The 25,955-nt window shown below is 63.9% G+C and carries 20 protein-coding genes and 1 pseudogene; 10 read left to right on the top strand and 11 right to left on the bottom strand.

Annotation, left to right across the window (positions count from 1 at the left end; translation table 11 throughout):
* Nucleotides 1-126: 126 nt before the first annotated feature.
* On the top strand, nt 127-2,415 hold the full coding sequence (locus ABWO90_RS11175) for an NADP-dependent malic enzyme (protein ID WP_353191295.1): 2,289 nt from the start codon (nt 127-129) through the stop codon (nt 2,413-2,415).
* 225 nt (nt 2,416-2,640) lie between these two features.
* On the opposite strand, the pseudogene ABWO90_RS11170 reads toward ABWO90_RS11175, so the two are convergent.
* The 5 genes and pseudogenes from ABWO90_RS11170 to ABWO90_RS11150 form a co-directional block, all read right to left on the bottom strand.
* Nucleotides 2,641-3,256: pseudogene (locus ABWO90_RS11170) on the bottom strand (amino acid ABC transporter permease); the annotation flags it as partial.
* Nucleotides 3,257-3,351: 95 nt separating this feature from the next.
* Complete coding sequence (locus tag ABWO90_RS11165; protein ID WP_353191293.1) at nt 3,352-4,074, bottom strand: amino acid ABC transporter permease; 723 nt, start codon at nt 4,072-4,074, stop codon at nt 3,352-3,354.
* Between the two features lie 100 nt (nt 4,075-4,174).
* On the bottom strand, nt 4,175-5,020 hold the full coding sequence (locus tag ABWO90_RS11160) for an ABC transporter substrate-binding protein (RefSeq protein ID WP_353191292.1): 846 nt from the start codon (nt 5,018-5,020) through the stop codon (nt 4,175-4,177).
* Nucleotides 5,021-5,203: 183 nt separating this feature from the next.
* Nucleotides 5,204-5,614, bottom strand: coding sequence for a YXWGXW repeat-containing protein (locus ABWO90_RS11155; RefSeq protein WP_353191291.1), 411 nt, complete (start codon nt 5,612-5,614; stop codon nt 5,204-5,206).
* Nucleotides 5,615-5,802: 188 nt separating this feature from the next.
* Entirely contained in the window at nt 5,803-6,201 is a 399-nt protein-coding gene (locus ABWO90_RS11150) for a tautomerase family protein (RefSeq protein ID WP_353191290.1), read from the bottom strand.
* Nucleotides 6,202-6,320: 119 nt separating this feature from the next.
* Between ABWO90_RS11150 and ABWO90_RS11145 the strand changes: the two genes are divergently transcribed.
* Nucleotides 6,321-7,208, top strand: coding sequence for a LysR family transcriptional regulator (locus ABWO90_RS11145; protein ID WP_353191289.1), 888 nt, complete (start codon nt 6,321-6,323; stop codon nt 7,206-7,208).
* Here the strand turns inward: ABWO90_RS11145 and ABWO90_RS11140 are convergent.
* Nucleotides 7,195-8,064: an MBL fold metallo-hydrolase gene (locus ABWO90_RS11140; protein ID WP_353191288.1), complete on the bottom strand. Its 870-nt coding sequence runs from the start codon at nt 8,062-8,064 to the stop codon at nt 7,195-7,197. The two genes, ABWO90_RS11145 and ABWO90_RS11140, sit on opposite strands and share 14 nt — an antisense overlap.
* A gap of 142 nt (nt 8,065-8,206) precedes the next feature.
* Between ABWO90_RS11140 and ABWO90_RS11135 the strand changes: the two genes are divergently transcribed.
* Genes ABWO90_RS11135 through ABWO90_RS11125 form a run of 3 tightly spaced genes read left to right on the top strand, consistent with a single transcriptional unit; the run spans nt 8,207 to nt 9,492 of the window.
* A complete protein-coding gene (locus ABWO90_RS11135) occupies nt 8,207-8,605 on the top strand; it encodes an ArsR/SmtB family transcription factor (RefSeq protein ID WP_353191287.1) in 399 nt (132 codons plus the stop codon).
* A gap of 21 nt (nt 8,606-8,626) precedes the next feature.
* Nucleotides 8,627-9,073 (top strand): YeeE/YedE family protein, encoded by a 447-nt coding sequence (locus ABWO90_RS11130; protein WP_353191286.1) that lies wholly within the window; start codon nt 8,627-8,629, stop codon nt 9,071-9,073.
* Nucleotides 9,070-9,492 carry a DUF6691 family protein gene (locus ABWO90_RS11125; protein WP_353191285.1) on the top strand — a complete coding sequence of 141 codons (423 nt, stop codon included), beginning with the start codon at nt 9,070-9,072 and terminating at the stop codon, nt 9,490-9,492. Before ABWO90_RS11130 ends, ABWO90_RS11125 begins: the two co-directional genes overlap by 4 nt.
* Nucleotides 9,493-9,547: 55 nt before the next feature.
* On the opposite strand, the gene ABWO90_RS11120 is transcribed toward ABWO90_RS11125, so the two are convergent.
* Together ABWO90_RS11120 and ABWO90_RS11115 are read right to left on the bottom strand one after the other, a co-directional pair.
* Nucleotides 9,548-10,930 carry an MFS transporter gene (locus ABWO90_RS11120; RefSeq protein WP_353191284.1) on the bottom strand — a complete coding sequence of 461 codons (1,383 nt, stop codon included), beginning with the start codon at nt 10,928-10,930 and terminating at the stop codon, nt 9,548-9,550.
* A gap of 74 nt (nt 10,931-11,004) precedes the next feature.
* Entirely contained in the window at nt 11,005-11,613 is a 609-nt protein-coding gene (locus ABWO90_RS11115; protein WP_353191283.1) for a GNAT family N-acetyltransferase, read from the bottom strand.
* Nucleotides 11,614-12,517: 904 nt separating this feature from the next.
* Here ABWO90_RS11115 and ABWO90_RS11110 point away from each other — a divergent pair.
* Complete coding sequence (locus tag ABWO90_RS11110; protein WP_353191282.1) at nt 12,518-12,808, top strand: H-NS histone family protein; 291 nt, start codon at nt 12,518-12,520, stop codon at nt 12,806-12,808.
* Nucleotides 12,809-13,114: 306 nt separating this feature from the next.
* Here the strand turns inward: ABWO90_RS11110 and ABWO90_RS11105 are convergent, their stop codons facing one another.
* Nucleotides 13,115-13,969, bottom strand: a complete 855-nt coding sequence (locus tag ABWO90_RS11105; RefSeq protein WP_353191281.1) for an SDR family oxidoreductase — start codon at nt 13,967-13,969, stop codon at nt 13,115-13,117.
* A 252-nt stretch (nt 13,970-14,221) separates the two neighbouring features.
* On the opposite strand from ABWO90_RS11105, the gene ABWO90_RS11100 reads away from it, so the two are divergent.
* Complete coding sequence (locus ABWO90_RS11100; protein ID WP_353191280.1) at nt 14,222-15,169, top strand: AraC family transcriptional regulator; 948 nt, start codon at nt 14,222-14,224, stop codon at nt 15,167-15,169.
* A gap of 108 nt (nt 15,170-15,277) precedes the next feature.
* Here the strand turns inward: ABWO90_RS11100 and ABWO90_RS11095 are convergent, their stop codons facing one another.
* A complete protein-coding gene (locus tag ABWO90_RS11095) occupies nt 15,278-16,555 on the bottom strand; it encodes an ATP-binding protein (RefSeq protein WP_353191279.1) in 1,278 nt (425 codons plus the stop codon).
* A 130-nt stretch (nt 16,556-16,685) separates the two neighbouring features.
* Nucleotides 16,686-17,405: a response regulator gene (locus tag ABWO90_RS11090; protein WP_353191278.1), complete on the bottom strand. Its 720-nt coding sequence runs from the start codon at nt 17,403-17,405 to the stop codon at nt 16,686-16,688.
* A gap of 586 nt (nt 17,406-17,991) precedes the next feature.
* Here ABWO90_RS11090 and ABWO90_RS11085 point away from each other — a divergent pair.
* From ABWO90_RS11085 to ABWO90_RS11075, 3 genes are all read left to right on the top strand, one after another.
* Nucleotides 17,992-19,371: an MdtA/MuxA family multidrug efflux RND transporter periplasmic adaptor subunit gene (locus ABWO90_RS11085; protein ID WP_353191277.1), complete on the top strand. Its 1,380-nt coding sequence runs from the start codon at nt 17,992-17,994 to the stop codon at nt 19,369-19,371.
* A 69-nt stretch (nt 19,372-19,440) separates the two neighbouring features.
* On the top strand, nt 19,441-22,635 hold the full coding sequence (locus ABWO90_RS11080; protein WP_353191276.1) for an MdtB/MuxB family multidrug efflux RND transporter permease subunit: 3,195 nt from the start codon (nt 19,441-19,443) through the stop codon (nt 22,633-22,635).
* Nucleotides 22,632-25,796 carry a multidrug efflux RND transporter permease subunit gene (locus ABWO90_RS11075; protein ID WP_353191275.1) on the top strand — a complete coding sequence of 1,055 codons (3,165 nt, stop codon included), beginning with the start codon at nt 22,632-22,634 and terminating at the stop codon, nt 25,794-25,796. Before ABWO90_RS11080 ends, ABWO90_RS11075 begins: the two co-directional genes overlap by 4 nt.
* Nucleotides 25,797-25,955 lie beyond the last annotated feature (159 nt).

The raw sequence follows: 25,955 nt of genomic DNA, 5'->3' as shown, positions 1-25,955 counted from the left end.
TCAGAATCGCCCCCCGCTGGCGGCTGCCTAGAATGGCTTCACCTCCGATGCGCCAGGGCGAGAACCGTCTTCAGAACGGCACCGCAGCCCACCGGAGCCGAGACAATCAACGAGGACGACATTGCCATGAGCAACAGCAACGATCACCAGGCCGCCCTGGAATATCACCAGTTCCCGACCCCGGGCAAGATTTCCGTGACGGCCAGCAAGCCGCTCGTCACCCAGCGCGATCTGGCGCTCGCCTACACCCCGGGCGTGGCGGTTCCCTGCAAGGAGATCGAGGCAGACCCGTCCGCGTCGTTCAAGTACACCGGGCGCGGCAATCTGGTCGGCGTGATCACCAACGGCTCGGCCGTGCTTGGTCTGGGCAACATCGGTGCGCTCGCGTCCAAGCCGGTCATGGAAGGCAAGGCTGTCCTCTTCAAGAAATTCGCCGGGATCGATGTGTTCGACATCGAAATCACGGAAAGCGACCCCGACAAGCTTGTCGAGATCATCGCGAGCCTCGAAGCCACCTTCGGCGGCATCAACCTCGAAGACATCAAGGCGCCCGAGTGCTTCACGGTCGAGCGCAAGCTGCGCGAGCGCATGAAGATCCCGGTCTTCCACGACGACCAGCACGGCACCGCCATCACCGTTTGCGCCGCCTTCATCAACGGCCTGAAGGTCGTGGGCAAGGACATCCGCGAAGTGAAGGTCGTGACCTCGGGCGCCGGTGCTGCTGCGCTCGCCTGCGTCGACCTCATGCTCGACCTCGGCCTGCCGATCGAGAACGTCTGGGCAACGGACATCGACGGTGTCGTCTACGAAGGCCGCACGGTCGGCATGGACCCGGACAAGGCCCGTTTCGCACAGAAGACCGACAAGCGCACGCTCGGCGAAGTGATCGAAGGCGCGGACGTGTTCCTCGGCCTGTCCGCCGGTGGCGTGCTCAAGCCGGAAATGCTCCAGACCATGGCCGCCCGTCCGCTGATTCTGGCGCTGGCCAACCCGACGCCGGAAATCTTCCCGGAAGTGGCGCGCGCCGCGCGTGAAGACGTGGTGCTCGCCACGGGCCGTTCGGACTTCCCGAACCAGGTCAACAACGTGCTGTGCTTCCCGTACATCTTCCGCGGTGCGCTCGACGTGGGCGCCACGACCATCACGCGCAACATGGAAATCGCTGCCGTGCACGCGATTGCCGGCCTCGCGCAGGAAGAGCCGAACGACTCGGTGGCAAGTGCCTACGGGGCGTACGACCTGTCGTTCGGGCCGGAATACCTGATTCCGAAGCCGTTCGACTCGCGCCTGATCGTGCGTATTGCACCGGCCGTGGCGCGTGCTGCCATCGCCGACGGCGTGGCCACCCGCCCGATTGAAGACTTCGACGCCTACGCCGACCAGTTGCAGCAGTTCGTCTACCACTCGGGCGCGTTCATGAAGCCGATCTTCTCGGCGGCGAAGCAACTCGTGCGCGACGGCGGCAAGGCGCGCATCGTGTTTGCGGAAGGCGAAGAGGAACGCGTGCTGCGCGCGGTTCAGGTGATCGTCGACGAGAAGCTCGCGCGTCCGATTCTCGTGGGGCGTCCGGAAGTGCTGCTCGCGCGCATCGAGAAATTCGGTCTGCGTCTGCGGTTGGGCGAAGACGTCGAAGTCACGAATCCGTACTACGACGAGCGCTTCCATCAGTACTGGACGAACTACTGGGAACTGCGCTGCCGCGACGGCATCACGAAGGAAATGGCGCGCGTCGAAATGCGCCGCCGTCTCACGCTGATCGGCGCGATGATGGTGCGTCTGGGCGATGCCGACGGCATGATCTGCGGCACGGTGGGCGCATATCACGACCATCTGCGCTTCGTCGACGAAGTCATTGGCAAGCGTGCGGGGGCGAACACCTATGCGGCGATGAACATCCTGCTGCTCGACAAGCGCACGGTCGCGCTGGTCGACACGCACGTCAACGACGATCCGACGGCCGAGCAGATCGCGGAATTCACGCTGGCCGCGGCCAAGCAGATGTCGTGGCTGAACCTCAACCCGAAGGTCGCACTGCTCTCGCGCTCGAACTTCGGCTCGGGCAGCGCGGCATCGGGCACCAAGATGCGCCGCGTGCTGGAGATGGTGTCGGCACAGGCACCGGAGCTTGAGATCGACGGCGAAATGCACGGCGATTGCGCACTCGACGAAGCGCTGCGCAGCCGTATCCTGCCGCATTCGCGCCTGAAGGGTGCCGCGAACCTGCTGGTGTGCCCGAACGTCGACTCCGGCAATATCGCCTACAACCTGCTCAAGACGGGCGCCGGCAGCAACGTGGCCGTGGGACCGTTCCTGCTGGGGGTGGGCGCGCCGGTCAACGTGCTGACGTCGAGCTCGACCGTGCGACGCATCATCAACATGACGGCCCTGACCGTCATCCAGGCCAATCGTGACTGAAGTCCACCGGGCGCGCCGGGTCGGGTAAGTCGCCCGAAACCGCGCGCCGGTCGCGACGCCGCAAGCCATACCGAAGCCCCGACGGGAACGGCAGACGCCTCGATACGATGCGCTGCCAGCCCCGCCGGGGCTTCGTCGTTTCCGGCGTTGCCTCGCCCGCCTGCGGGTGCAGCGGCTTGCCGAGCCAAGTCGTGCAGAGCCATTCGAGCGTGCTGCACATCGCGAAGTAAATCAGCGCGACGAACGCGAACACCTCTGCGGGATAAACCATCAGGCGACTATTGACCTGCGTGGCGACAAACGATAACTCGGCCACGCCGACGATGTAGGCCAGCGAGGTGTCCTTCACCAGCGACACCCACTGGTTGATGAACGAGGGCGTCATGATGCGCAGCGCCTGCGGGAGCACGACGTGACGCAGCGTCTGCGCGCGCGTGAGGCCGAGCGACATCCCCGCCTGCCATTGCGCGATGCCTACGCCGCGAATGCCTGCGTACACCGTGTGCGAGAGATAGGCGCCGCCGATCAGGGCGAGGGCACACGCGACCGTGGCGAGTCCGGGGATATCCACGCCGAAGAGAATCGGCAGCAGAAAATACGTCCAGAAGATCAGCATCAGCACGGGGATCGCGCGAAAGAAGCCGATGACGAATGTGAGTCCCCAGCGCAACGGGCCGTTGAGCATGGCCAGGGCGATGCCCCCGGCGAGCCCCAGTACGCCCGAGGCGACGGCGCTCACCGTCGCGAGCACGAGCGTGAGCGCGGCACCCGAGAGTGGGCCGTCGGGAAAGTCTCCCCAGAGCAGATAGGGCAGGTTGTCGAGTACGGCGGCGAAGTTCATGAGGACGTCCGGTGCTATTCGGCTATTCGGTGATTGGGTGATCGGGCGGTCGGCGGTACATCACCGGACCGACGCCATGAGCGGGGGCGGCGAGATCAGCGAGTGGGTGCCGCCGCGTGGCGGTGCGTCGTGGTGACGCTCACCGCTTCGATCAGCGCAATCGCGCCGACATAGCAGAGCGTGGCGATGCCGAACGCCTGAAACGTCTTGAATGTCTCCGTCTCGACTTGCCGGGAGGCGTAAGACAACTCGGCAAGCCCGATCGCCATCGTGAGAGACGAGTTCTTCACGACGTTCATGTACTGTCCGAACAGGGGGGGGAGCGAAATCCGCACGGCCTGGGGCAGTACCACATGACGGAACACGGCGAAGCGGCTCAACCCCAACGCGGCGGCGGCTTGCGTCTGCCCGACGGGCACGCCGCGCAGCCCTGCGCGAATCTCTTCGCCGATGAAAGCCGTCGTGTAGATCGTGAGGCCGAGAAAGCCGGCAAGTGTCTCGAGCGTCGGCCAACGGATCTCGAACAGCACGAGATGCCAGGCATGCGCCTGCGAGAGCCACTGCACCGCACTGGCCGGCAGCAGCGCGGCCACACCGAAATACCAGAAGAACAACTGCACCAGCAGCGGCGTGTTGCGCATCAGCGAGACATACGCGGCGGCGGTGCGCGAGAGTAGCGGCGTGCGGGTGTCGCGTGCGAGCGCGAGACCGAAGCCCAGGCAAGTCGCGGCGGCGCTGACGGTCAGTGCCAATGCAAGCGTGACGCCGAAGCCGTGCAGCAGCCAGCCGAGATACTTCGGCGCAAGCCAGTCGATCATGAAGCGGGGTCCGATGCGATGCGTGTGAGACGTGCCATGGCCAACGCCGGAAAGCACGGGGACGTTGCCCCATGCATTCCCGCGCGGCGACGTGCAGGCGTCAGGCCTTGTCGCCGATCTTGAACAGACGCGGCAGCGGCTGGGCCGTGTTCGGACCGAACCAGCGGTCGTAAATGTTCGCGGCGGTGCCGTCTTTCTCCAGCCCGCGCAGCGTGTCGTTTACGAATGCGGTCAGACGCGCTTCTCCCCGGGGCACACCCACGCCCATGTAGTCGTTCGAAATCGTGAAGGCGGGGATCTCGTAATTCTGTTTGTCCGGCACGTTGGCGAGCAGACCGACGAGTTTCGGGCCGTCCTGCGTAATGGCCTGAACCGTGCCGGTGCGTAGCGCGGCGAAAGCGAAGGGCGTGTCGTCGAATGCGACGATCGTTGCCTTCGGGAATTTCTCGCGCAGCGTGATTTCGTTCGTCGTGCCCTTGTCGGCACCGACGCGCAACGCATTCAATTGTTCCGGCGACGACAGCGTGCCTTTCTTCGCGAGGAACTGCTGACCCGAGGAGAAATAGGGAATGCTGAAATCGATTTGCTTGGCGCGTTCGTCCGTGATCGTGAAATTCGCCAGCACCAGGTCCACCTTCTTCGACGTGAGGAACGGAATGCGGTTGGCGGGGTTGGTCGGCTGCAGCTCCAGCTTCACGCCGAGCTTGTCGGCGATGGCCTTCGCGTAGTCCACGTCGAGGCCGACGATCTTGTGCGTCTTTGCGTCGACGTAACCGAATGGCGGATTGCTGTCGAAGGTGGCCACACGCAATACGCCGGCCTTCTTAATGTCGTCGAGCTTGTCGGCGTGAGCGGCGAGCGGCGCGAGTGCCGTGAGCGAGAGCAGGGCGGCGACGAGGGTGGTGATAGTGTGGTTTGCGCGCGGTGGGCGAATATTCTTTTGCATGGCCTGTTGGGCTCCGTTGTGCGTAGATCGTCGCTCGGGTCGGGGGTAGCAGCGAGCGGTTCTCAACGATAACGGCGCACAGGCACGCGCCCAACCAATCGATTTTCCTTAGCAAAACGCCGGCGCAGATAAGCGCCGGCGTTTGCGTCATGCGAAAGTCATCGGAGGATCGAGAGTGACGGATCAGCCGTGGTAGCGGTCGTGGTCCGCAGGGTCGTTGCGATCGTGGCCGCCACCGTGGCCGTGGCCATGGTCGCGGTTGTCATGGTGATCCGGTCCCGGGCCGCCGTGGCCCCAGCCGCCGCGGTCCAGTTCCCAGCCGTGCGGACCCTGGTGCCATGCCGGTGCGCGGTAGGCGTAGCCCGGACGTGCGGTTTCCCAGTGACCGGCACGCCATTCGTGGCGATGGCCGTCCCAGTCCCAGAAGCCCGGTGCCCACACATAGCCGGCGCGCGGCGGCGGGACGGGTTCATAGCGTGGTGCCGGCGGTGCGCCGATGCTGATCGAGACGCCCACTTGTGCGTGGGCCGGCGCGACGGCGATACCGCCGAGCGTGGCGGCGACGAGTGCGATGGTCAGCGTAAGTTTTTTCATGTTCGCCCCCTTTGAAAGCGATGTTTTGGTACGCCTTCATCGTACGAGGAGAACGTGAGGGAAACGAGCAAATAGTCGTAAAAAAGTGTTGGAATTGTTTCGTTCCATTCGCCGAAAAGCCGCATGGACACGCAACCGGCAACGCTAAACACCCTGTCGGTTTTCGGCGGACATTTCCCGCAAGCGCCTCAACTGCCCGAATGCTGATGCCGGTATTCCTGCGTGCGGCCGCCGTAGCCGTAAGCCGCGCCGCGCGCATCGATGACGTGAATGTAAGAGCACTGATGCACGTTCCCGAGTAGCCCGGAGAGTGTCTCGAAGACCTGCGCGATGAACTTCGCCTTCTCGGCTTTCGTGTTCGTCTCGTCGGTCACGCTGATATCCAGATGAAACGCGTTTTTGCCTTGTTCCGAGAGGGGCGCGCCGCCGATGAACCAGCGGGCGTGCGGAATGTAATCGACCGTTACGGCAATGACCTCTGGTGCCTTGTGCAGCGTATCGACCGTGAGTTGCGAGACGGCGCGCACGGCGTTGCGCGTGAGGGTGTCGTCGGGCGTGCCGGAGAGCTGGAGAACGATGTGCGGCATGGTGCGGCTCCTGAAGAGAGAAGAAAGTGAAGACAACGGCTTCAGTCTAGGGTGTCGTTTGACATCGGAAAAGCGGGAATATACGATTGCATCCATCGGTTATATCAATGGATGGCATCATGGCCCCCGGATTCGATTTCGACCAGTTGCGCACCTTCGTCGCGGTGGCAGATGCGGGCAGTCTGTCTGCTGCGGCACCTCGCGTGTTCCTGTCGCAGTCGTCGGTGAGCGAGCAGATGCGCAAGCTCGAAGCACGCATCGGCGTGACGCTGTTCACACGCGGCAAGCAGGGCGTCGCAACCACCCCGGCGGGCGAGCGGTTGCTCACCCACGCGCGTCAACTGCTCGCGCAGTCGGAGCAGGCATGGCACGACGTGCGTGGATATTCGCTGGCGGGGGAGTTGCGCCTGGCGATCACCGACTACTTCCGGCCGACGGACGTGGCGCGCATGTTGCGGCATCTCGGCGTGGCATACCCATCGCTGCGCATTCACGTCACGATTCTGAAGAGTGGGGTCATCGAGTCGGGATACGAGACCGGTGACTTCGACATCGGACTGTCGATGCGCGTGCTTGGCAAATCGCTCGGCCGCGATTCGGTCGCCGACACGCGGCCGCTTGCGCGCGAACCGCTCGATTGGGTCGCGTCGCCCGATGTGGTGCTGGAGGCGGGCGCGCCGCTGCCCTTGCTGGTGCTGCCCGACACCTGTGCGTTACATCGCTTCACCACGCAATGGCTCGACACGCATCGTGTGCCTTACACGATTGCGCACGTGGCGTCGGGCGTAGCGGGATTGCAACTGGCATTGAGCGCGGGGCTCGGGGTGGCGTGTCTGAATGCGTCGGCAGCGGGGCCGTCGCTTGCACGTCTCGAGACGCTGATACCTGGGCGGCGCTTGCCGTCGCTGCCCGAGGCGGAATTCCATCTGCTGCCTGCGCGCCGGGGCGAGCCCGAATGGGTCACCCGGGCGCGCGACGCGCTCGCCGATCAGTTCACAGCGCGTTAAGCGGAATCTTCAGATACCGCGTGCCGTTCGCTTCCGGGGCGGGCATGTCGCCTGCGCGGATATTCACCTGCACGGCAGGCAGAATCAACGTGGGCATGTCGAGCGTGCGGTCGCGCGCCTCGCGCATGGCGACGAACGCGTCTTCGTCGATGCCGTCATGCACGTGGATATTGGCACGGCGCTGTTCGGCGACCGTCGTCTGCCAGGTCGGGCCGCGCCCGGCCGGCGGATAGTCGTGACACATGAACAACCGTGTCGCTTCAGGCAACGACAGCAGGCGGCGGATCGAACGGAACAACGTGTGCGCGTTGCCGCCCGGGAAATCGCAGCGCGCCGTGCCGACGTCCGGCATGAAGAGCGTGTCGCCCACGAATACGGCGTCACCCACGCGGTAGGCCATGTCGGCCGGGGTATGACCCGGCACGAACATCGCTTCGGCCTGCAAGGTGCCGATGGCAAACGTCTCGCCGTCTTCGAACAGATGATCGAATTGCGAGCCGTCCGGCGGCACGTCGGCGCCCAGATGAAACAGCTTCTTGAACACGTGCTGGACGTCACGAATATGCGCGCCAATGGCAATGCGCCCCCCTACGCGCGCCTTGAGCCAGCGCGCCGACGACAGATGGTCGGCATGGGCATGCGTCTCGAGAATCCAGTCGACGCTCAACTGGTGGTCGGCCACGAACGCGAGTACCCGCTCGGCCGAGCCCGTATGCGTGCGTCCCGCCTTCGGGTCGTAGTCGAGCACCGGATCGATGATCGCCGCGCGACCGCCCGGGGCATCGAAAACGACATACGTCACCGTGGACGTGGCGGTGTCGAAGAAGGCTTCGATGTGTGCTGGCGAGGCTGACATGACCGGCTCCTGCAAAAATTTATCAATTCATATATTATAAATCAGTAAAGTGTACGTCGTATCAGTTACCACTGACAAAACGACGTGCATCCGGTGCGGCATCGGGTCGCGCCACCATTCTCTGATTTGTTTCGATCCTGCCATGCCACGAGTGAGTACGCTATCCCCCGAATCGATGGCGATTCCGGTTACTGCTGCCACTGCTGCCACCGCCGCCACCGTTACGACAGTCGACGCGGTGCCGGACGTCGAGCGTCTGCGCGCGGCGGCGCAGGCGGCCAGCGCACTGCTGCGCGCACTGTCCAACGAGGACCGCCTGCTGATTCTGTGCCAACTGACGCAGGGCGAACTGTCCGTAGGCGAGCTCGAGGCGCAACTCGACATCCGCCAGCCGACGCTCTCGCAGCAACTGGCCGTATTGCGCACCGAGGCGCTGGTGACAACGCGCCGCGACGGCAAACGTATCTACTACTCGGTTGCCGAGGGCGCGGTGCTTGCCGTGCTTGCGTGCCTCTACGAGCAGTTCTGCCCGAAGCCCTGATCGATCTCACGCCTGCTTGCCATGACATTCGACACCCTGAACTTCACTCCTTGGACCGCGCTGGCCGGCGGCCTCCTGATCGGCGCGGCCGCCGTCTGGCTGATGTTGTCCGACGGCCGCATCGCGGGTATTTCCGGCATCGTCGGCGGGCTGCTGCGCCCGCGCGCCGGGGACGTGGGCTGGCGTGTGGCGTTCGTGCTCGGCATGCTGCTCGCGCCGTGGGCGTATCGCGCGGTGGCCGTGGTGCCCGAGGCGCAGATCGACGCCAGCACGGCAATGCTCGTCACGGCAGGTTTGCTGGTCGGTTTCGGCACACGCCTGGGCTCCGGGTGCACCAGCGGGCACGGGGTTTGCGGATTGTCGCGATTGTCGTGGCGCTCGCTCGTCGCCACGCTCTGCTTTATGGCCACCGGCTTTCTGACGGTGTTTGTCGTGCGCCACCTGCTGAACATGGGAGGTGCGGTATGAAAAAGCTGATGTTCGCGTTCGCCGGCGGCCTCTTGTTCGGTGTGGGCCTGATTCTCGCGGGCATGGCGAACCCGTCGAAGGTGCTGGGTTTTCTCGACGTGGCAGGCAAATGGGACCCGTCACTCGCATTCGTGATGGCGGGGGCGATTGCCGTGGGATTGATCGGCTTTCGCTTCGCGCGCATGAACGCGTTCGCGTGGTCGGGCGAGCCGCGCGTCTGGCCCGCCCTGCGTCACATCGACAAGCGCCTCGTGATCGGGGCACTGTTGTTCGGCGTCGGCTGGGGGATTGCCGGGATCTGTCCCGGCCCGGCACTGGTGTTGCTCGGCGCCGGTTCCGGCAAGGGGCTGCTCTTCGTCGTCGCGATGATCGTCGGCATGGCGATTCACGCGATCGCCACGCGCGCGCAGACAAAGTAACCGCCGGCGACGTTAGCGTTCGACTCTGCGCCACGTACAGGGGAACGCGATGGTGTCAGTGCTTGCGCGCCAGTTCGGTGCCCGCGTCGGCGGGCAGTTGGCGCGTGACCGGAATCGACAGGACAGAGAACAGGCCGATCACGAGAAACGCGGGCAGAAAGTCGCCGGCCGTCAGTTGTTCGTGGCCTGCGAGACGGCTGCTTGCCTGCAGCACCATCCCTGAAATCGTCACACCCAGCCCGAGCGACAACTGCTGAACGACGCTGGCGAGACTCGTGGCGCGGCTCGCGTCCGCGCTGCCGATATCGGCGTAGACGATCGAGTTCAGGCAGGTGAACTGCAACGACGGGAAGAAGCCGCCGAATGCCACCACGGCGAGCATCACGAGTACCGGCGTGTTGTGCGTGAAGAGTCCGTACGACGACAGCGCCAGACCGGCCAGCGCCGCATTGACGATCAACACGCGACGGAAGCCGAATCTCGCCAGCACCCGCTGCGCAATCGCCTTCATGAAGATCGCACCGAATGCCGACGCGCAGGTGATCATCCCCGATTCGAACGGATCCATATGCAGGCCTTCCTGCAGCGCGAGCGGCAGCAGGAATGGCACGGCGCCCAGCCCGATGCGAAAAAGCGAGCCGCCGACCACGCTCGCGTGGAACGTGGGAATACGCAGCAGCCGGAAGTCGAGCAGCGGCGCTTCCACGCGATTGGCGTGACGCCAGTACGCGAACAGGAACAGCCCGCCGAGCGCACACATGGCGACGACGACGCTGTTGTCGACCTGATGCTCGCCGATCAGCGCGAGCCCGAGCATGAGCAGGCCGCTGCCGAGTGCCGAGAGTACGAAGCCGACGGTGTCGAGGCGTCCGGCGTCGCCACCGCGCTCGTTGTCGATGTACTTGCCCGCGAGATAGATGCCGAGCAGGCTGACGGGAATGTTGATGAAGAAGATCCAGCGCCAGTGCAGGTAGGCGGTGATCGCGCCGCCGAGCGGCGGTCCGATGACCGGGCCGAGCAGCGCAGGCATCGTCAGGTAGCCGATCGCCTTGACGAGGTCGTGCTTGGGAACTGTCCGGAATATGACGAGACGTCCGACCGGCACCATCATGGCGCCGCCAACGCCTTGCAGAAAGCGGGCGAACACGAATGTCGGCAACGAAAACGATACCGCGCACAGAATCGATCCGGCCATGAAGATGCCGATCGCCGTGCGGAAAACGTTTCGTGCACCGAACCTGTCGGATACCCAGCCGCAGATCGGAATGAAGATGCCCAGGCCGACCACGTAGGCCGTGAGGGCCATCTTCAGGGAAATCGGGTCCTGATGCAGGTCGCGTGCCATGGCGGGCAGCGAGGTGGTGATCACCGTAGCGTCGATGTTCTCCATGAACAGAGCGCAGGCGATGATGAGCGGAATGATGACGGCGCGCGACACGATGGGGGGACTGCTGGCGCAAAGCGTCGATTCTCCCACGAATTAAACGGGCGCTTCAATCGCGAAAGCGACGCTCACCGCTTGTCGGACGCCAAGTCGCTCGCGTCTAGCCGGTACAGCACATGACGGCGCAGCCGATGCCCGGGGGGAATCAACGGATGAAGGAAATCCTCGTCGGGACAGTGGCGCATGCCGATGCGTTGCATGACAGCCCGCGAGCGCACGTTCGCCGGCACGGTGAATGAGACGAGATCTGCCAGGCCGAGCGTCTCGAACGCGAACTGCGCCGCCGCCTGCGCGGCTTCCGTGGCATACCCTTTCGACCACCATGCCGTCGCGAGCCGCCAGCCGATCTCGACCGCGGGCACGAACGGGGCATCGAACCCGACGCGCATCAGGCCGACGAAGCCGGCGAACGGCGTCTCGCCGGGAATCTCCAGTGCCCACGGGCCGAAGCCGTTTGTCTGAAAATGTCGGGCGAGTCGCTGGGCGACGGCGTCGCTCTGCGACCGATCGAGCGTCGTCGGGAAGTGCCGCATGACTTCGCGATCCGCATTGAGCGCCGCGAATAGCGGCAAATCCTCGGTTCGCCACGGGCGCAGGACCGTGCGTTCGGTGCGCAGCACGGGGCCATCGGCATCGAAAGGTGACAGCGGGGCTGAGGCGATGGGCGAATTCGTCATGCGTGTTCAATTCCCTTTGAGTCGTGCCGAATGCGGGCGGCGAATTGCCGATTGCCTGAAATCAGGAATGACTTAATTCCGATGATTCAAACGCAGATATTGTGCGGATCGGGTGCGCCACGCCCCGCCAGCGTCTCCCGAGTCCTGCCCATGGTTACCGGGCGGGGCTGCCGCGTGCGGCGATCGTCCTATCTTACGGAAACTCTCCGGGATCGGGAAATGACATCGGCGCATGAATATGACGTATACGTCAATTAAAGCGTGATGATTTTGGCGAGACACGATTGACTCATGCGCGGCCTTCTTGCGAACTTCGGCGAGAACCATTGATTAGCGATACCCAGACGGTATTCGATGAATTGAACGTCAGGTGTCACATCGCGCCATGGCATTTGTGCCTCGGACGATATGTCGAAAATCGCTTTCAACGGCGCTTATCCGCAAAATGCGGGATCCGATGCGAATTGTCCGAATGAGCCAGGTGCTTCGGATAACAGAATGATCGGAATGCACTCAAATATCTTGGATCGTATATTTTGATGCGTGGAACTATTAGGACTATCGGTGTATAGGGTATTTCGCGCGACTTACCGAGAATGCTTACCAAGCCTTGCGTAGCTTGCCGGGAACCCTTTGTGCTGTCTGGAGTCCTGAAGACCGGATTCCGTATTTGCCGGATATTACGAGGTAATTGGCGCGACGTTTGTCTGGATATCAAGCCGTCTCGCGTGATGAAAATCCCCGATTTATGCCCAGATTCTGTGCATTTTCCGAAGTGTCTATCCGGCAATTCAATGCGTTTTGCGTCTCGTGAGACTCATTCTTCGGAAATGCGGTTTTCAATTTATTAAAACTCGTGCTATTTTAAGTGGCGATCCATTTTAACAACGTAAGGACACGCCAGATGGCAAGCTATAAGGAACTCGTCGCACAGCGCGAAAAGATCGAAAAGCAGATCGAAGAGGCTCGGGCCCGGGAAGTGGCTCAGGTCATCGCGGAACTCAAACAGAAGATCCAGGAATACGACTTGAGCGCGAAGGATCTGGGTCTGGCCACGACGGACGGCCGCCGCCGCGCCGCTCGTGCGCAAATCGCGCCGAAGTACATGAATCCGGCCACCGGCGAGACGTGGTCGGGCCGTGGCCGCGCGCCGAAGTGGGTCGGGAAGAACAAAGAGAAATTCCTGATCAAGTAACGCCCACGCACCGGCGCAAGTCGGATCGGCATTGCCAGTCACATGCCGGGGAGGTCGGGGAGGCGATAGTCGTTGTGCGGCGCCGACGTGCGCTGCGGCGTGTCATCTCACCGTGTCCCTGATAGCAGTAAAGCAGCAGCCCAGTAGTCGCATTGCCCCCCAACCCGGATCGCCTGGCTGTGGCTTGATGTGATGCAGTGCCCGTGACGATTCCAACGTCACAGAAATGAAAAACCCGCCGTTCGGAAGCCGAAGGCGGGTTTTTTCATTTCATCATGACACCCCACAGCTCCCGGTGGCTGTGTGTCAGTCGGTGAAGTCGGTTGCGTCGGAGGCGCCCCGCCATGTGTCCAGCACCTTGCGGACCGCCTGCATCTTCTGCTCGGCCAGGGTGTTGGCGATCTTGCCGGCGAACAGGTGGATGGGCGGCTCGGCGACGCAAGCGGCCTGCAGGATCAGCGTGGCGACTTTTTCGGGGTCGCCGGCTTGCTGGCCGTGCAGTCCGTTCAAGTGCAAATCCAGCGAAGCCTGGGCTTCCGTGTAGTCGCCAATTGAACGCTGCGCCACACCCAGCGTGCCTTGCGCCAAGAAGTCCGTGCGCACTGGCCCCGGATAAACCACGGTGGCCTTGATGCCCAATTCGGCCACTTCGGCCGCCAGCGCTTCGGTCAGCCCGGCGACGGCGAACTTGCTGGCGGCATAGCTGCCCCAGCCCGCGTAGCCGCCGTGAAAACCCACAATGGAAGCCAAATTGAAGATGTGGCCACTGCGTTGCGCACGCAGGTGCGGCAGTGCATGCCGAAGTACGTGCAACGGTGCGAACACGTTGACTTCGAAGTTGCGGCGCAGCTCGGTATCGGTAAGCGCCTCGACCGTGCCCTGCTGCGCGTAGCCGGCGTTGTTTACCACGCGGTCGATGCGGCCGAAAGTGGCGATCGTTTTCTCGATGGCGGACTGCACGCTTGCCTCGCTGCCGAGATTGACCTCCAACGCCACGAGACGTGCGTTGTCTTGTCCGAAGGCTTCATGCAGGCTGCCGAGCGTGCGCGACGTGACCGCCACGGCATCGCCATTGGCCAGCGCCTGACGTGCCAGGGAAAAGCCGATACCGCGAGCGGCGCCGGTGATGAACCAGACTTTGGCGTGTGCGAATGCTTGCATGCGTTGATACTCCGTGGATTGTGATACTGGATGGCGATGCGCATGCCGCCGTCGGCGACAGGGGCATGACCCCGGCCGCATGAAAGACGACCGTTACGGGTGATGTGAACGAGGTGAAATCGTAGGAAAACCGCCCGGATCGGACGAGATGCAGAGCTATTGCATCATTGCCTATTTCTATTTGTGACGATCGGATATTGGCTAGTTGATGCAAAAATATGGCTTGTTCATAAATCGAATCCAAGATTCCTCATGAAAAGCCCGCGTCCGGAAATGACCCGGCAAGCCGAGATGGCGGCACTGATCAGGCGGCTTGCCCCACAGGAGGGGTACACGCGTTCGTTGCTGGAGGGCGTGCGCCTGATGCGCGCGGACCGGCCGCTGGGGCGCACGCCCGTGCTGTACGAGCCTGGCATCGTGATCGTCTGCCAGGGGCACAAGCGCGGCTATCTGGCGGATCAGGTCTATCGCTACGATGCCTTGCATTATCTGGTGCTGTCGGTGCCGCTGCCGTTCTCGACCGAGACCGATGCCAGCCCTGAGGCACCGCTGCTGGCCGTATCCGTGCGGCTGGACATGACCGCCGTAGCCGATCTGGTCATCGAGGTGGAGCAGCAGGCGAACACGCCGGTCAGCGCGCCGGTGGGCATGGTGTCCACGCCGCTGGATGCGACGCTGATCGACACCACCGTACGCTTGCTCCAGGCGTTGACCTCGCCACTGGAAGCCAAGGTGCTGGGACCTGCCATCGTGCGGGAGCTGAGTTTTCGCGTGCTGATGGGCCCCCAGGGCGGGGCCATCCGGGCGGCGCTGGCCCACCAGGGCAACTTTGGCCGGATCTCCCGGGTTCTGCGCCGCATCCATAGCGACTATGACCGGAGTCTGGACGTCCGATTGCTGGCCGACGAGGCGGGTCTGAGCATTCCGGCTTTTCACGCGCATTTCAAGGCCGTGACCGCCACCTCGCCGATCCAGTACATCAAGTCGGTGCGGCTGCATCAGGCTCGGCTGCTGATGATCCGGGACAATCTGACCGCGGCGGCGGCCGGCGGGCGGGTCGGCTATGAGAGCGCGTCGCAGTTCAACCGCGAGTTCAAGCGCTTCTTCGGGCGCAGCCCCGGCGAGGAGGCACGCGTCATGCGCTCAGCTTTCGCGCTGATGGCGCCCACGCAATTGGATGCGGTTGCCCTGGCGCATTGACGTGTCGTCCCACCTCGTCCGCAGTCGCCGAACCGTCGGCGTTTGGCCTGGCCTGTTGGTCGGCGTCTTATGGGGTCAATGCGCCGGGCGGCAACTGCGGTCCCGACGTTACGCCACGTTCGGATCGTCCGGCGGGAACATCAGCGTGACCTGCAAGCCGCCGGTCGCGCGATTGGTGAATGAGACACGTCCGCCCAATTGCTGGGTCAGCTTGTCGACGATGGCGAGGCCCAATCCACAGTGCGCGTTGCCGCCCCGGGCGGGATCGAGTCGCACGAACGGGCGCACGATGCGATTGATGTCTTCCACGGGAATGCCCGGGCCGCTGTCCTCGATCACGAGGCGCCAGCCGCCAGCGTCCTGCGAGGTGCGGATCGCGAGCGGTGCGCGCCCATACGTCACGGCGTTATCGAGCAGGTTGTTCACGATGCGCTCGAGATACGTCTGCTTGAGCTTGAAGCCCGGTCCGGCCTGAAGATCCAGTTCGATCGCATAGCCCTGATCGAGGAATGGCGCGATCAGCGACGGAATACGCGCCTCCACCGGCGACGCCGCACTTTCCATCTCGATGCCCCGGGCGAACAGCAGGAACTGATCGACGATCCGGGTCATCGATTCGGCATCGCGCGTGATGCCTTCGCTCATCTGCACGTCGTCGAGCATTTCCGCACGCAAGCGCAGCCGCGCCAGCGGCGTCTTCAGATCATGGGCGATGCCGGCGAGCATGGTGTTGCGCTCGCGGTCGGTCTGCACGATGTCGTGACTCATCCGGTTGAAACGCTCCGTCAACTGACGCAACTCCAGCGGCCCGCGCTCCTTGACCTGTGTGCGCACCCGATGCGTGGCGAGTTGCTCGGCGGCCGCGGCCATGTCGCGCACCGGACGCTGCAATTGCCACGCCGCGAACAGCGCGAAGATGACCGTGATGCCGAGCACGGCGGCCAGGCCCGGGAGGATGGTCGCGGTACCCGGCGGGTTACGTACCGACAGAACCGGCGTGGCGATCCAGTAATCGCGGTTCGGCAAACGCGCCCAGATGCGCGGCGGCGGCGTGCGCTCCACGCGCAACTGCGTGCCGGCAGGCAGACGGCGGGCAAGCTCGGTGGTCAGTCGCGCGTTCTTGCTGGCGGGCTCGAACACGTCGCCGTGCGCGAACGACACCGGCACGACCTGAACGAGATCGGGCAGCGTGAGCGTGGAGTTGCCGTCGTGTACCTCGGCGGCAGCCTTGATGATGAACGCCATCTGCTCGGCGGCGTTCTGCACGCGTGTCTCGTCGTGATCGCTGCGCAGGATCGTGAGATACGAGAAATGGCTGATGACCAGCGCCGCGATGATGAGCACCGCGAGCCGGCCGAACAGCGTGTCGAAACGCAAGCCTTTCATGCAACGCTCCGCATGAAGGGGGCAAGGCAAGAGAACGGCAGCATGCCGGAGTCCTTGTCAGACCGGGTGTGGGGTCTCGGGGCGTCTTCGCACAAGGCGACGCGCAGGCGTCGCAACGGGCACCGGTCCATCAACCGGTGGCCATGTCGGCGCGCTGGCCGTCGGGAACGAAGATGTAGCCGCGCCCGCGCACGGTCTGGATAAAGCGCGGGCTTTGCGCGTCTTCGTCGAGCAGGCGGCGCAGGCGCCAGATCTGCACGTCGATGCCGCGGTCGTTGACGTCGCTGTCCGCGCCGTAGAGCAATTCGATGATTCGCTCGCGCGAGAGCACCTGCATGGCGTGATTCACCAGCAGGCGCAGCAGGCCGTATTCGCCGTCGGAGAGCGTGAGCAGTTGCGCGTCGCGGGTGAGCGTGCGGCTACGGAAGTCGAGCATGAACGGGCCGAACGCGTAGTTCTCGCGCTGCTCCGGCACGGCCGCGTCCGGCGTCTTGCGACGGCGCAGCACGGCGTTGATACGCGCGAGCAGTTCGCGCGGGCTGAACGGCTTGCCGAGATAGTCGTCGGCGCCGATTTCGAGTCCGACGATGCGGTCGATCTCGTCGCTGCGCGCGGTGAGCAGAATCACCGGCACATCGTCGTTGCGCGCGCGCAGGTCGCGCAGGGCCGTGAGGCCGTCGACCTTGGGCATCATCAGGTCGAGCACGATCAGCGCGGGACGCTCGCGTTCGAGGCGCGCAGCCAGCCCTTCGCCGTCGTGCATGACTGCGACAGAGAAGCCGTGACGGCTCAGATACTCTCGAAGCAGGTCACGCAGATCGGGATCGTCGTCGACAACAAGAATCTTCATATTCGTTCGGACAGGTAGTGTCGTCATGATAGTGGCCTCCCCGCGCGGCTTAATACGCGTTTTGTTTCCGGACATTACAGTCTTGGTCACCTGTAATGATGCGTAATAATAGAGCGAGCTGCGATTGCGCACGAATTTCGCACTCATCACGTAAGCTTCGCTCTCACTATTTCCGCATACCCAGCCGCGTCTCTTGCGCCCGTTTCACGCCGCGAGAGCCTTGCGGCGAGGCAATGCAGAGTCCCGCGCAACCTGTTGGCCAGCGGTGCGGCACATGGCACCCGGTGGCATGCCGGTGAGAACCATCGCGAGCGCTCCCGGTCTTTTAACAGCATTGCCAATGTTGATTGGCGAGCCGAAAAGCTGTTGAAACGCACCACCGAGCGGCGTCGAGCGCCGTTGTGCCGGGCTTTCGCGTCGGTCTGCTATGCTGATCAGCCAAATCTCGCTTTAAACGGATTGAGACGGCTCGAGGCAATACTCCCGGGGGTTTCCGGGCGATTTGCCGCACTGCAGCAAACAGACCAAGAAGACTGTCGTCCGCATAGGACGAATCCGCCAACTATTCCGCTGTTACGAGGAAGTCATGACCGAGCACGGTCCCCACGGTTCGGAATCACCGAACGGTACTGATCGGCCCGCGTCCCCTGCCGGGACGCCACGCAACGATGCGCCGCCCACGCCACCGGCTCCGCCTGCTTCATCGTCGGGCCGACGTCGCTGGCTCGTGCCCGGGGCCATCGGCCTGATCGTCGTGCTCATCGCCGGCGGCGTGTACTACCGGCTGCATTCGCAGGGCGCTCAAGGGCCCGCGCAGACTGGCGGGCGCCGCGGCGGCCCGCCGGGCGGCATGGCCGGCGCAGGCATGCCCGCGACCCCGGTCACGGCGGTTGTAGCGAAGACCGGCGATTTGCCGGTCATCCTGAACGGCCTCGGAACGGTCACGCCGACGTACAACGTCACGGTGCATTCGCGCGTGGACGGCCAGCTCATGAAGGTGCACTTCAAGGAAGGCGACATGGTCAAGGCGGGGCAGTTGCTCGCCGAGATCGATCCGCGACCGTTCCAGGTGCAGGTCACCCAGATGGAGGGGCAGCTCGCCCGCGATCAGGCGCTGCTCAGGAATGCACAGCTCGATCTTGCGCGCTACGAAACCCTGCTGAGTCAGGATTCGATCGCCAAGCAGACGGTCGACACCCAGCGCGCGCTCGTGAAGCAGTACGAAGGGACGGTCAAGTCCGATCAGGGACAGCTCGACAACGCCCGTCTGCAACTGACCTATGCCAGCGTGACCGCTCCCGTCGCCGGGCTGGCGGGCCTGCGCCAGGTCGATCCGGGCAACATCGTTCACGCCTCGGACACCAACGGCATCGTCATCATCAACCAGGTCACGCCGATCACCGTCGTCTACACGATTCCCGAAGACAATCTGCCGAAGGTGGTCAAACGCATGCGCAGCGGCGAGACATTGCCGGTCGACGCGTTCGACCGCGCCAGCAAGATTCAGCTGGCGCGCGGCAAGCTCGCATCGATCGACAACCAGATCGACACGACGACGGGTACCGTCAGACTCAAGGCCGAGTTCACCAACAGCGACGGCGTGCTGTTCCCGAACCAGTTCGTGAACGTGCGGATGCTCGTCGATACGCTCAAGGGCGCCACGCTCATTCCGAGCGCGGCGGTCCAGCGCGGCACGCAGGGCAGCTTCGTCTACACCGTGCAGCCTGACCAGACCGTGAAGCTCAAGACGGTGAAGCTCGGGCCGACCGACGGCACCAACGTGGCAGTCGAGTCAGGCGTCGAGCCGGGCGAAAAGCTCGTGATCGACGGCATGGACAAGCTGCGCGACGGCGCCAAGGTCGAAGTGATTACGGCCGAGAGCCGTGCGGCAGCCGTCGCGCCGCGTGCGCCGGGCGAGAAGCGTAACGGCAATGGCAGCGGCGGACACCGCCGTCAGGCGCAGTAGCGCAGTGCCGCGAGCCTCCCACCCGACCCTCGGCCCCACGCGCCTTCGAGACGCCCTTCGACGTAGCCAATGAATCCGTCACGCCCGTTTATTCTCCGACCGGTCGCCACATCGTTGCTGATGCTGGCGATCCTGCTTGCCGGTTTCGTCGCCTACCGGCTGTTGCCGCTTTCGGCACTGCCGGAAGTCGACTATCCGACCATTCAGGTGGTCACGCTCTATCCGGGGGCAAGCCCGGACGTGATGACCTCGTCGGTGACAGCGCCGCTGGAGCGGCAGTTCGGCCAGATGCCGGGCCTGAACCAGATGTCGTCGACAAGCTCGGGCGGGGCGTCGGTCATTACCTTGCAGTTCTCGCTGGATCTCGGCCTCGACGTGGCAGAGCAGGAGGTGCAGGCCGCCATCAACAGCGCCAGCAACCTGCTGCCGAGCGATCTGCCGATGCCGCCGATCTACAGCAAGGTGAATCCGGCCGACACGCCGATTCTGACGCTGGCGATCATGTCGAAGACCATGCCGCTGCCCAAGCTGGAGGATCTGGTCGACACGCGCGTGGCGCAGAAGATCTCGCAGCTGCCGGGCATCGGTCTGGTGAGCATTTCGGGCGGCCAGCGCCCGGCGGTGCGCATTCAGGTCAACCCGCGCGCCATTACGTCCTACGGGCTGAATATCGAAGACGTGCGCACGTCGATTGCGGCGGCAAACGTCAACGGGGCGAAAGGCAGTTTCGACGGGCCGCTGCGCGCGTCGACGATCGACGCCAACGATCAGCTCGTCTCGGCCGACGAATACCGCGACCTCGTCATCGCGTACAAGAACGGCGGCCCGATCCGCCTGTCCGACATTGCCGACGTGATCGACGGCGCCGAGAACACCAAGCTCGCCGCCTGGGCCGACACCACGCCGGCCATCGTGGTGAACGTGCAGCGCCAGCCGGGCGCGAACGTGATCGAGACCGTCAACAAGGTCAAGGCGCTGCTGCCGCAGTTGCAGGCTGCGTTGCCGGGCAGCATCGACGTGAAGCTGCTCACCGACCGGACGACCACGATCCGCGCATCCGTCTCGGACGTGCAGTTCGAACTGATTCTCGCCGTCGCCCTCGTGGTGATGGTGATCTTCCTGTTCCTGCGCAACGTCTCGGCGACCATCATTCCGAGTGTGGCCGTGCCGCTCTCGCTGGTCGGCACGTTCGGCGTGATGTATCTGGCGGGCTTCTCGATCAACAACCTCACACTCATGGCGCTCACCATCGCGACCGGCTTCGTGGTCGACGACGCCATCGTGATGATCGAGAACATCGCGCGTTACATGGAGCAGGGCGAGAAGCCGTTGCAGGCGGCGCTCAAGGGCGCGGAGCAGATCGGCTTCACGATCATTTCGCTCACGTTCTCGCTGATCGCCGTGCTGATTCCGCTGCTCTTCATGGGCGACGTCGTCGGGCGTCTGTTCCGGGAGTTCGCGATCACGCTTGCGGTGTCCATCCTGATTTCGGCGGTCGTGTCGCTCACACTCACGCCGATGATGTGCGCGAAGTTGCTGCGTCACGTGCCGGAGGACAAGCAGGGCAAGTTCTACCGCAAGACCGGCGAGATGTTCGACCGCATCATCGCGAAGTACGGCGAATGGCTCACCTGGGTGCTCGATCGCCAGCGCGCTACGCTGTTCGTCGCGCTCGGCACGCTCGTGCTGACGGTGTTGCTGTATCTGTGGGTGCCCAAGGGCTTCTTCCCGGTGCAGGATACCGGCGTGATTCAGGGCATTTCCGAAGCGCCGCAATCGATTTCGTTCGCTGCGATGGGCGAGCGTCAGCAGGCGCTGGTGGCCGAGGTACTCAAGGACCCGGCGGTCGCGTCGGTCTCTTCGTTCATTGGTGTGGACGGGGTGAATTCCACGCTCAACAGCGGCCGCCTGCTCATTAACCTGAAGGACAAGCGTGAGCGCGGGCTCAATGCCTCCGAAGTCATCCGCCGAATCCAGCCCGCCGTCGCGAAGGTGCCGGGGATCGCGCTATATATGCAGCCGGTGCAGGATCTGACGATCGAGGACCGGATCAGCCGCACGCAGTATCAGTTCACGTTGCAGGATCCGAGCCTGGATACGCTCGGTGTCTGGGTGCCGAAGCTGGTCGAAAAGCTCCGCCAGGTGCCTGAGCTGGCCGATGTGACGAGCGATCTGCAAGTCAACGGCCTGCAGGCGTTCATCGAGATCAACCGCGATACGGCGAGCCGACTGGGCGTCACGCCTGCGGCCGTCGACCAGACGCTGTACAGCGCCTTCGGCCAGCGCCTGATTTCGACGATCTACACGCAGGCGTCGCAGTATCGCGTGGTGCTCGAAGTCGCCGACGATTTCCAGCGCGGGCCGGAAGCGCTCAAGGGGATCTACGTGGCGTCGAGCACGGGCGTGCAGGTGCCGCTCACCTCGTTTGCCACGATCACCGAGAAGCCTACGCCGCTGGCCATCAACCATCAGGCGCAGTTCCCGGCGGCCACAATCTCGTTCAACCTGGCGAAGGGCGCATCGCTCGGTCAGGCGGTCAAGGCGATCACGGCGGCCGAGCAGGACATCGGCTTGCCGATCAGCACGCAGACGACGTTCCAGGGCGCCGCGCAGGCGTTCCAGGCGTCGCTCTCCAATACGCTGTGGCTGATTCTTGCGGCCGTGGTGACGATGTACATCGTGCTGGGCGTGCTTTACGAGAGTTACATCCACCCGATCACGATTCTGTCGACGCTGCCGTCGGCGGGGGTGGGCGCCTTGCTCGCACTCATGGTCACGGGCAACGACATCAGCATCATCGCGATCATCGGCATCATCCTGCTGATCGGTATCGTGAAGAAGAACGCCATCATGATGATCGACTTCGCGCTGGAGGCAGAGCGCGAGCACGGCATGGCGCCGCGCGAGGCGATCTATCAGGCGTGTCTGCTGCGCTTCCGCCCGATTCTCATGACGACGATGGCCGCCGTGCTGGGCGCGCTGCCGCTCATGCTCGGCTCGGGCGTGGGCTCGGAACTGCGTCAGCCGCTGGGTATCACGATGGTGGGCGGGTTGATGGTCAGCCAGGTGCTCACGCTGTTCACCACGCCGGTGATCTATCTTTGGTTCGACCGCCTGGCATATCGTGCACGGGCCTGGCGTGAGCGCCGCTTCGGACCGTCGGAGCCGCCGCATGATGCGGGACACGACGGTCATGACGATCACGACAACCCGGGCGGCGGCGGTAGCGGCGCACCGGTTACCACGGACGGTCCGGCACGATGAACCTGTCGGCTGTCTTCATCAAGCGCTCGGTCGCGACGGTCCTGCTCACCATCGGGGTGACGCTCGCGGGCATCGTCGCTTTCGGGCTGTTGCCCGTGTCGCCGCTGCCGCAGGTCGATTTTCCGACGATCTCCGTCTCGGCGTCGTTGCCCGGGGCGAGCCCCGAGACGATGGCGGCGAGCGTGGCCACGCCGCTCGAGCGCACGCTCGGACGCATCGCGGGTGTCACGGAAATGACGTCGAACAGTTCGCTGGGCTCGACGCGTATCACGTTGCAGTTCGATCTCTCGCGCGACATCAACGGCGCCGCGCGCGACGTGCAGGCGGCGATCAACGCGGCGCGCAGCCTGCTGCCCACAGGGTTGCCGAGCAACCCGACGTATCGCAAGGTGAACCCGGCGAGTGCGCCGGTGATGATCATCGCGCTCACGTCCGAGAGCATGACGCGCGGCCAGATGTACGACGCCGCCTCGACCATCCTCGCGCAGAAGATCTCGCAACTCGAGGGGGTGGGCGACGTGACCGTGGGCGGCAGTTCGCTGCCGGCAGTGCGCGTCGAACTCAATCCGACCGCGCTGAACCAGTACCGGATTCCGCTGGAGACGGTGCGTACGGCGATTCAGGCGGTCAACGCGAACCGGCCGAAGGGCGCGCTCGAAGACGGCGATCGTCGCTGGCAGATTCTCGCGAACGACCAGGCGAAGACGGCCAAGGAATATCTGCCGGTCATCGTCAGCTATCAGGACGGGCGCCCGGTACGGATCGCCGACATCGCCGATGTCGTCGACTCCACGCAGGATATTCGCAACGCCGGCTCGGCCAACGGCAAGCCGTCGGTGCTGCTGATCGTGACCACGCAGCCGGGCGCGAACATCATTCAGACGGTCGACGGCATCAACAAGATTCTGCCGAATCTGCGTGCCTCGATTCCGGCGGCCATCAATCTCGACGTAGTGATGGACCGCACGCCGACGATTCGCGCCTCGCTCAAGGAAGTCGAGCGCACGCTGCTGATCTCGATCGCGCTGGTGATCATGGTGGTGTTCATCTTCCTGCGGAACTGGCGCGCGACGTTGATTCCGAGCGTGGCGGTGCCGGTCTCGCTGATCGGCACCTTCGGGATCATGTACCTGTGCGGCTTCAGTCTCGATAACCTCTCGCTCATGGCGCTGACCATCGCCACGGGCTTCGTGGTCGACGACGCCATCGTGGTGCTGGAGAACATCTCGCGGCATATCGAGGAAGGATTGAGTCCGTTCGCGGCGGCGCTCAAGGGCACGCGCGAGGTCGGCTTCACCGTGCTGTCGATGAGTATTTCGCTGGTCGCCGTCTTCATTCCGCTGCTGCTCATGGGTGGCATTGTCGGCCGGCTGTTCCGCGAATTCGCGGTGACGCTGTCGGCGGCCATCATGGTGTCGCTGGTCGTGTCGCTCACGACCACGCCGATGATGTGCGCGCGGTTACTCAAGGGCAAAGCCGCGCCGGGGGTGCCCGCGGGCACGGCGCCACTTGCACCGGAACCCGCACGTCGCCCATCGATCTGGACGCGCATGGGCGACTGGACCGAGCGCATGTTCGACGCCATGCTGCGCGAGTACGAACGCTCGCTCGCGTGGGCGCTGCGGCACGGGCCACTCATGCTGATCATTCTGTTCGCCACGATCTGCCTGAATGTCTGGCTCTACACCGTGATACCGAAGGGCTTTTTCCCGCAGCAGGACACGGGCCGCATGATCGGCTTCATTCAGGCCGACCAGGCGATCTCGTTCCAGGCGATGGAAAAGAAGCTCGCCGACTTCATCAAGATCGTGCAGGCAGACCCGGACGTGGCCAGCGTGACCGGCTTCACCGGTGGCTCGAACCGCAACGGCGGGTCGATGTTCGTCACGCTCAAGCCGCTGGGGCAGCGCAAGGTGAGCGCCGACCAGGTGATTGCGCGTTTGCGCGCCAAGCTCGCGAGAGAGCCGGGCGCAATGCTCTATCTGCAGTCGGTGCAGGATATTCGCGTGGGCGGGCGTTCGAGCAATGCGCAGTACCAGTACACGTTGCAGGCGGACGACCTGCAGCAACTGCGCGAATGGGAGCCGAAGGTGCGCAACGCGATCTCGCGCTTGCCGAACCTCGTCGACGTGAACACCGACCAGCAGGACAAGGGATTGCAGACGACGCTGGTGGTCGACCGCGATCAGGCGTCGCGGCTGGGCATCACGATGAGCCAGATCGACAACGTGCTCAACGACGCGTTCGGACAGCGCCAGGTCTCCACCATCTACAACCCGCTCAATCAGTACAAGGTCGTGATGGAAGTCGCGCCGCGCTGGTGGCAAAGCCCGGAGTCGCTCAAGGACATCTACGTGGTGACCTCGGACGGCGCGCAGGTGCCGCTCTCGGCATTCTCGAGCTACAAGCCGACGAACACGGCGTTGGGCGTGTCGCACCAGGGGCAGTTCGCGGCCAGTACGATTTCGTTCAACCTGCCGCAGGGCGTATCGCTCTCGGAGGCGCAGGCGTCGATCCAGGACGCAGTGAGCCGGCTCGGCATGCCCACGTCGGTGCAGGGCAGCTTCCAGGGGACGGCGCAGGCCTTCCAGTCGGCGCTGTCGTCGCAGCCGATTCTGATCCTGACGGCGCTGCTCACGGTGTATATCGTGCTGGGCGTGCTCTATGAGAGCTACATCCATCCGTTGACGATTCTCTCGACGCTGCCCTCTGCGGGGGTGGGTGCCTTGCTCGCGCTGCTGCTCTTCAATACGGAGTTCAGCATCATCGCGCTCATCGGGGTGATCCTGCTGATCGGTATCGTGAAGAAGAACGCCATCATGATGATCGACTTTGCGCTAGACGCCGAGCGGCGCCAGAACATGGCACCGCGCGACGCCATCTTCCATGCCTGCATACTGCGCTTCCGTCCGATCATGATGACGACGATGGCGGCCATGCTCGGTGCGATTCCGCTCGCGCTGGGCACCGGTGATGGCGCCGAGCTGCGTCAGCCGTTGGGGATCTCCATCGTGGGGGGGCTGCTTGTGAGTCAGGTGCTCACGCTCTACACCACGCCGGTGGTGTATCTGTATCTCGACCGCGTGCGGCTGCGCTGGGCGCGTTGGCGTTCGCGTCGCCGAGGCGGTCACGGCGATATCGGGGAGGTGGGTCATGGTTGATGTCACGCCCGGTGCGCGTCGTCTTCGCCACGCGATAGCGCGAATGGCTCGTCTTCAATCGCGAGAACGCGCCAGCATGCTTTCCAAAACTTCTGTTCCGGCCGCTGGGCCGATGTGTGCCATGTTCCGTACTCAGATTCCTCAAGTCGCTGCCGTTCG

Origin of the sequence: Pandoraea pnomenusa, from assembly GCF_040391475.1 — a bacterium.
Classification (GTDB): Bacteria; Pseudomonadota; Gammaproteobacteria; order Burkholderiales; family Burkholderiaceae; genus Pandoraea; species Pandoraea pnomenusa_C.
The sequence above is the reverse complement of the archived record's forward strand: the minus strand, read 5'-3'. Positions and strand labels throughout refer to the sequence as shown.

What these genes read in the sequence shown, in the direction of transcription:
- ABWO90_RS11175 (WP_353191295.1), top strand. Translation starts at nt 127, where the DNA reads ATGAGCAACAGCAACGATCACCAGGCCGCCCTGGAATATCACCAGTTC.
- ABWO90_RS11165 (WP_353191293.1), bottom strand. Translation starts at nt 4,074, where the DNA reads ATGATCGACTGGCTTGCGCCGAAGTATCTCGGCTGGCTGCTGCACGGC.
- ABWO90_RS11160 (WP_353191292.1), bottom strand. Translation starts at nt 5,020, where the DNA reads ATGCAAAAGAATATTCGCCCACCGCGCGCAAACCACACTATCACCACC.
- ABWO90_RS11155 (WP_353191291.1), bottom strand. Translation starts at nt 5,614, where the DNA reads ATGAAAAAACTTACGCTGACCATCGCACTCGTCGCCGCCACGCTCGGC.
- ABWO90_RS11150 (WP_353191290.1), bottom strand. Translation starts at nt 6,201, where the DNA reads ATGCCGCACATCGTTCTCCAGCTCTCCGGCACGCCCGACGACACCCTC.
- ABWO90_RS11145 (WP_353191289.1), top strand. Translation starts at nt 6,321, where the DNA reads ATGGCCCCCGGATTCGATTTCGACCAGTTGCGCACCTTCGTCGCGGTG.
- ABWO90_RS11140 (WP_353191288.1), bottom strand. Translation starts at nt 8,064, where the DNA reads ATGTCAGCCTCGCCAGCACACATCGAAGCCTTCTTCGACACCGCCACG.
- ABWO90_RS11135 (WP_353191287.1), top strand. Translation starts at nt 8,207, where the DNA reads ATGCCACGAGTGAGTACGCTATCCCCCGAATCGATGGCGATTCCGGTT.
- ABWO90_RS11130 (WP_353191286.1), top strand. Translation starts at nt 8,627, where the DNA reads ATGACATTCGACACCCTGAACTTCACTCCTTGGACCGCGCTGGCCGGC.
- ABWO90_RS11125 (WP_353191285.1), top strand. Translation starts at nt 9,070, where the DNA reads ATGAAAAAGCTGATGTTCGCGTTCGCCGGCGGCCTCTTGTTCGGTGTG.
- ABWO90_RS11115 (WP_353191283.1), bottom strand. Translation starts at nt 11,613, where the DNA reads ATGACGAATTCGCCCATCGCCTCAGCCCCGCTGTCACCTTTCGATGCC.
- ABWO90_RS11110 (WP_353191282.1), top strand. Translation starts at nt 12,518, where the DNA reads ATGGCAAGCTATAAGGAACTCGTCGCACAGCGCGAAAAGATCGAAAAG.
- ABWO90_RS11105 (WP_353191281.1), bottom strand. Translation starts at nt 13,969, where the DNA reads ATGCAAGCATTCGCACACGCCAAAGTCTGGTTCATCACCGGCGCCGCT.
- ABWO90_RS11100 (WP_353191280.1), top strand. Translation starts at nt 14,222, where the DNA reads ATGAAAAGCCCGCGTCCGGAAATGACCCGGCAAGCCGAGATGGCGGCA.
- ABWO90_RS11095 (WP_353191279.1), bottom strand. Translation starts at nt 16,555, where the DNA reads ATGAAAGGCTTGCGTTTCGACACGCTGTTCGGCCGGCTCGCGGTGCTC.
- ABWO90_RS11090 (WP_353191278.1), bottom strand. Translation starts at nt 17,405, where the DNA reads ATGAAGATTCTTGTTGTCGACGACGATCCCGATCTGCGTGACCTGCTT.
- ABWO90_RS11085 (WP_353191277.1), top strand. Translation starts at nt 17,992, where the DNA reads ATGACCGAGCACGGTCCCCACGGTTCGGAATCACCGAACGGTACTGAT.
- ABWO90_RS11080 (WP_353191276.1), top strand. Translation starts at nt 19,441, where the DNA reads ATGAATCCGTCACGCCCGTTTATTCTCCGACCGGTCGCCACATCGTTG.
- ABWO90_RS11075 (WP_353191275.1), top strand. Translation starts at nt 22,632, where the DNA reads ATGAACCTGTCGGCTGTCTTCATCAAGCGCTCGGTCGCGACGGTCCTG.